Annotated in this window: 5 protein-coding genes; 4 read left to right on the forward strand and 1 reads right to left on the reverse strand. The window is 62.6% G+C overall.

Features of this window, described 5'->3' with window-relative positions; translation table 11 throughout:
* Nucleotides 1-1,376 (forward strand): TonB-dependent siderophore receptor (locus M0954_RS00060; protein ID WP_297350940.1); only part of this gene is annotated, 1,376 nt, incomplete at its 5' end.
* Between the two features lie 88 nt (nt 1,377-1,464).
* Nucleotides 1,465-2,682 carry a PepSY domain-containing protein gene (locus M0954_RS00065; protein WP_297350942.1) on the forward strand — a complete coding sequence of 406 codons (1,218 nt, stop codon included), beginning with the start codon at nt 1,465-1,467 and terminating at the stop codon, nt 2,680-2,682.
* Nucleotides 2,683-2,744: 62 nt separating this feature from the next.
* Here M0954_RS00065 and M0954_RS00070 read toward each other — a convergent pair whose 3' ends face one another.
* The gene (locus M0954_RS00070) at nt 2,745-3,623 is read right to left on the reverse strand and encodes a LysR substrate-binding domain-containing protein (RefSeq protein WP_297350944.1); all 879 of its coding nucleotides are present in this window, start codon (nt 3,621-3,623) and stop codon (nt 2,745-2,747) included.
* A gap of 91 nt (nt 3,624-3,714) precedes the next feature.
* Between M0954_RS00070 and M0954_RS00075 the strand changes: the two genes are divergently transcribed.
* Together M0954_RS00075 and M0954_RS00080 are read left to right on the forward strand one after the other, a co-directional pair.
* Nucleotides 3,715-4,818: a nitrilase-related carbon-nitrogen hydrolase gene (locus tag M0954_RS00075; RefSeq protein ID WP_297350946.1), complete on the forward strand. Its 1,104-nt coding sequence runs from the start codon at nt 3,715-3,717 to the stop codon at nt 4,816-4,818.
* Between the two features lie 142 nt (nt 4,819-4,960).
* Nucleotides 4,961-5,623, forward strand: a complete 663-nt coding sequence (locus M0954_RS00080) for an HAD family hydrolase (protein WP_367279469.1) — start codon at nt 4,961-4,963, stop codon at nt 5,621-5,623.
* Nucleotides 5,624-5,824 lie beyond the last annotated feature (201 nt).

Consider the following 5,824-nt stretch of genomic DNA (forward strand, 5'->3'; position numbering starts at 1 on the left):
ACGCGTTCTATCAGAAGCGCAAAACCAACGGCACGCTATTCGGCCTGATGTTCGGCTCGGGGCTCGGCATTCCCGATGCCAGCACGATCACGCACGACCTCACGCAGCCGCAGAACTACTACGAGACAGAGATGGCCTCGTTTGGCACGGGCCTCGACTATCGTCTCTCCGAGAACTGGCACGCGAGCCTGAAGTACCGTTTCGCCAAGGAGAACCGCACCAACTCAGATAGCCTGTTGTACGTGACCGATGCCGCCGGCGACTATTCGAATACGCTGTATGCCGCGATGACGCGCTACTTCTACCAGAACGTCGACGCGATGGTGCAAGGCCAGTTCAATACCGGCAGCATCAGGCACGATGTTGTCATCGGCGCGGGTTTCCAGTCGCAGACGAGCGAGTACAGCAACAGCACAGGTTGGAACGAAGGCTATAGCCTCGGCACGGGCAATCTGTATAGCAGCAGCTTGCTGACGAATGCCGAGGTCGGGATTGGCGGAGATCTTTACCGGCAGTCGCGCACGACCCAGGCCGCGCTGTATGCAAGCGACACCGTGCAGTTCACCTCGCGCTTCTCCGCGCTGCTCGGCTTGCGCTATACGCAGTTCCGCGAGAACGTCTACGATCCAAGCAGTGCGGTGTCATCGCAATACAGCGCCAATCCGGTCACGCCGACCGTTGCGCTGATGTTCAAAACTGATCCGTACTCCACAATTTATGCGAGCTATGTCGAGTCGCTGGAGCAGGGCGGTTCGTCGTCGAACACCAACGTCAATTATCCCGCCACCTACGGTCCGCTGCGTAGCAAGCAGTATGAAGTCGGCTTCAAGACGGATCACAAGAAGTGGGGCGCCGACGTGGCGCTGTTCCGTGTCGATCAAGGCTACGACTACACCAACAGCGAGAACGTCTACGTACAGGACGGCATGAAACGCTACACCGGCGTCGACGCGAGCGGCTGGCTCGCGCTCACCAACGAATGGCGCGTGCTCGGCGGCGTGATGTGGCTCGACGCCAAGGCGGTCGATATCGACGACCCGAGTATCGAAGGCAAGCGCGTCTACGGCGCGCCGCGCTTCACGGCGACGGGCCGGATCGAATACAACCCGTCGTATCTGCGCCCGCTCACGCTCGCTTTCGGGGGCAAGTACGTCGGCAACATGGCCGTCGACGCAGCCAATACGCAGTTCGTGCCGTCATACGTCACGTACGACGTGAGCGGCAAGTACGAAACGCGGATCGACGGCAAGGACGTGACGTTCCGCGCGGGGATCAACAACCTGCTTAACCGCCGCTACTGGACCACGGCGTGGGGCTATTACGTTGCGCCGTCGCCGACGCGCACCGCCGTGGCCAGCGCCACGATGCAGTTCTAAATGCGGTGGCCGGCGTTTTGCAGCGCGTGGGCATGGTGACGCCCGCGCCATGGCAGCAAGGCGCCCGCATGCATCCGACGTTACGCCTATGAGACCGATACTTGTTCGCCTGCACCGCTGGTTCGGCATCGGCACAGCGCTGTTCCTGTTCGTCTCCGGTCTCACAGGCGCCATCATCGCGTGGAACCAGGAACTCGATGCGGCGTTGAACCCGGGGTTCTTCTACGCGCGATCCTCGGCGCCTGCCTTGTCGTCGCTTGAACTTGCGAATCGTGTCGAAGCCACCGACCTTCGCCTGCACGTGACCTATCTGCCGCTGGGCTTGGTGCCGGGCCGAACGCTGCTGATGCGTGTCGAGGGCCGGCCTGATCCTGCGACCAGGCAGCCTTATCCGCTGGGTTTCAATCAGATTGCGGTGGATCCCGCTACGGGGATCATCCAGGGCCGTCGCGACTGGGGTGCGTTGTCGCTAAAGCGGCTCAACCTGATGCCGTTCCTTTATCAGTTCCACTACACACTTTATTTACCCATCACCGGTGGCGGGATTGCCATTGGCGTCTGGCTGCTGGGGATTGTCGCCATTGTCTGGCTGTTCGACAGTGTAATTGCGTTGGTGCTGGCGTTTCCGAGCTTCAGGACATGGCGTAAGTCGCTTGCATTTCGCGTGCGCCGCGGCGGCTATCCGCTGGTGTTCGACTTGCATCGCTCCGGTGGCGTGTGGGTGTGGGGCCTGCTGGGCGTAATTGCGGTGACGTCGATTTCGATGAACCTCGAACGGCCCGTCATGCGTCCGGTGGTGTCGCTTTTTTCCACGCTGACCCCCGGACCGGAAAGTAATTCAGAGTTGCTCGCACCGCATCCGGCTAGCGCCACGCCCTTGAGCCGCGAACGTATTGTCGAACTCGCGAGCGCTGCCGGACACCGGATGAAGTTGAATGCCGAACCCGGTGCGACGTTTGAGATTGCCTCGCTCAACCTGTACGGAGTGGGATATTTCAAACCCGGCGGTGATTATGCGGATGGCAGTCTCGGCAATGCCTGGCTCTACTGGGACGCGAGGACTGGACAGAAAGTCGGAGGCTCAGTGCCGGGTCGTGGAACCGCTGGCGATATCTTCATGCAGGCGCAGTTCCCACTGCATTCAGGTCGCATCCTTGGGCTACCGGGCCGCATTCTGGTCAGCTTCATGGGCGTGATGGTGGCACTGCTGAGCGCGACCGGCCTTGTTATCTGGTTCAAGAAGCTCAAGGCTCGCCGCAGTGCTGCGCAGCGGGTGAAGACGAGCAAGCCAGCGATGCTGCGATAGCGCGTCCGGAAGGATAGCTTCGCTCATGCGCAGTGTGCGCGGTCCCACCGTGCTTCGCTGCTTCAAGCCCGGTACTTCACGGTCGCGCGCACGAATTCAACGAAGCGCGTCATCACCGGGTCGTCTCGCTCCGCCTGCCACGCGAGGCCGACCTGCCATTGCGCCGCCGCACCACGTAGCGGCAGCACGCGCGCGTCGCGCAGCAGGTATTGCGTGCGTGAGGGTAGAAAGGCCGCTCCGACTCCCGCCGCGACGGCCGCAAGAACCGTCTGGATGTCGTCGGCCTGCTGGGTCACGCGCGGCACGAAGCCATGCTCGCTGCACCAGCGGTCAATCTGCGCGGCGAGCCCCGGGCCGCGGCCGCGCGCAAGGCCAATAAACCCCTGTTCATTCAATTCCTCGAGATTGGCTGGGATGCGTTTCCAGCGCGCGTGTTGCGGCACCGCTAGCGCGAGCGCTTCGTCCAGCACCGCAAAGGCGTCGAGGCCGCTGTCTGCCGGCAAGCGCAGGAAGCCGACGTCGAGCTTGCCGGCGAGCAGCCGCCTGCCTTGCTCTGCGGACGAGAGATCGTTCAAGGTGACGCTCACCTTCGGACATTGCCCGCGGAATTCCGCAATCAGTTGCGGTGCGAGTGTCAGGGTCGAGAGTCCGAGGCCGACTCGCAAGTAGCCGCGCGTGCCGCTGCTCGACTCGCGCGCCCGGCTGTAAATTTCGTCGGCATCGCGCACGAGCGACTGAGCGTCAGGTAGAAATCCGGCGCCGAAGGTGGTGAGTTCTGCGCCGTGCCGGCCGCGCTCGAACAGCCGCGCGCCAAGGCTTTCTTCCAGCGCGACGATCTGTTTGCTAAGCGCCGGCTGGCTCACGCACAGGACCTCCGCGGCGTGGCCGAAGTGGCGCAGTTCGGCCACGGTGAGAAAGGCGCGCAGCAGTTTCAGTTCCATTCCATGAAGTAATCGAACGTATCGGAATATTCATTTTACTTATCGAATGCCCGGCGGTCCAATGGAGTTGTTCCGTCCTTCAGGTCGTGAGATGTCATCGTCGTCTATTCCCACGCTGCGCGTTGCTTCCATCCCATTGCGATCCCGTCGCGGAGAGCCTGCGCAGAACGTCGCGCGGATCGCGGGGTGGCTTGCGCTGGCGGCTCGCGACGAGATCGGCCTCGCCGTGTTTCCTGAGGCCTGTCTTGTGGGCTATGGCAGCCTCGCGAAGTTGCATCGCGATGAACTCGAAGCGCTCGCCGAACCGCTCGACGGGCCCATGATGGGCGCTGTGGCAGATGCCGTCGAGCGCACGGGGGTGGCTGCTGGCGTGGGTTTCATCGAGCGCTCGCTGGATGGCCGTTTGTTCAATAGTTATGCGGTGTGCCTGCCCGGTGGCGTACGTCATTGTCACCGCAAGCTACATGCATTCGAACATCGGCGCATTGTCAGCGGTGACCGTTTCACCGTCTTCGATACGGCGTGGGGTGTTCGCGTCGGAGTCCTGATTGGTGGGGATGCTTATCTGGTCGAGAACGTGCGTATGACGGCACTGATGGGTGCCACGCTACTCGTCGCGCCACATCGGAGCTACTCAGCGCAGCGCGGAGGTGGGCGCGTTCTGCAGCCGGTGTCGGCGGAACAATGGCGGAATCGCGAGGCGAAGGCGGGGGCTCCGGGGACACCGCTGACACCAGGGGCCTCGCGGGCCGCAGGTTCCGCGGTTGCTGATGGCCGCGCAGGTATGGCAGGTCTGGCAGGCGTGCGGGCACGGCGCGATGCGGAGGATTGGGTACATGCCTGGCTACCCGCGCGGGCAGCGGACAATGGCATCTTCGCCGTCTTCAGCGATGGGCTTGATCTCCGTAGCAACGAAGGAGCGCCCGGAGCCGGGATGATCGTCGATCCATGCGGCGGCATTCTGGCCGAGAGCACCCGCGTTGACGACGCCTCCGCGGAGGGCGTCATCGTCGCGGCCAGCGTCGATCCAGACCTGATTGCCACGAGCGCAGGGCAGCAATGGCTAAGGGCGCGTCGGCCGGATCTTTACGCGCCTTTGGGTCGTGCGGATCGTGACGCGGCCGTTTTCGAACCGCGTGGAGTTACTTCACGTGGCTCAATTGCCGTGAGTTTTGCGCAGGTAAGCCGTAGGTGAAACGCCGGCGAGGCCCACGTGACGCCCATGCCCGCATTGCCGCAACCCGACAACGATCAATCGTGGACGGCTTGCATCCGCTCGACAGCGGGCGCTGAATCCACCACCATATCAGCCTCATTCCCCCAACACAGACATACCCATGGCACTCAAAGCAGTCTTTTTCGATGTCGGCGAGACCTTGATCGACGAGACCCGCGATTGGGGCGAGTGGGCCGACTACCTGGGCGTCACCCGTCTGACATTGTTCGCCGCCTTGGGTGCCGTGATCAACCGCGGACAGCATCATCGAGAGGTGTTTCAGCTGATTCGTCCGGGCTGCGATTTCGCCGCGCTGAAAGCGCGGCGGCAGGCGGAGGGGAGAGCCTACGCACTTCAGGCGAAGGATTTGTATCCCGACGCCGTGCCTTGTCTAAGCGAGCTGAAGGCTCGCGGGGTGAGAGTGGGCATTGCGGGGAATCAGCCGGCTGCCATCGAAGACGCACTAGCTTCGCTCGGCGTGCCTGCTGACATCGTTGCATCGTCGCAAACGTGGGGCGTCGAGAAACCGTCACCCGCGTTTTTCGACAAAATCATCGAGGCGGCCGAAGGTATGGCGCCGCAGGAAATCGCCTATGTCGGCGACCGGTTGGATAACGATGTCATTCCCGCCATACGTGCTGGGATGATAGGCGTCTTCCTGCGCCGCGGACCGTGGGCGGTGATTCAATCGTCCGCGCAGACTGACCTCAACATCGAGCACGGTATTTCCAGCTTGAGCGAGTTGCCGGGCCTGCTCGCGCGGCTCCAGGAACATGTGCCCTGAGGCATCCTCAAAAACTGCGGCCGGGTCCCGTACTTGTCTATAATCTTCGTCGACTTCGACTCGGGACATCCAACCAGTGAAAACGACCATTGCCGTCGCTCTCCTTGCACTCGCCTTGACGGGCTGCGGGTCCGCCGCCGACAAAGAAGCGGCGCGCGACAACGACTTCGCCCATTCAGAACGCCGGCTCGATGCGGCGCA

Source organism: Paraburkholderia sp. (assembly GCF_026225065.1).
In the GTDB taxonomy this organism is placed as follows: Bacteria; Pseudomonadota; Gammaproteobacteria; order Burkholderiales; family Burkholderiaceae; genus Paraburkholderia.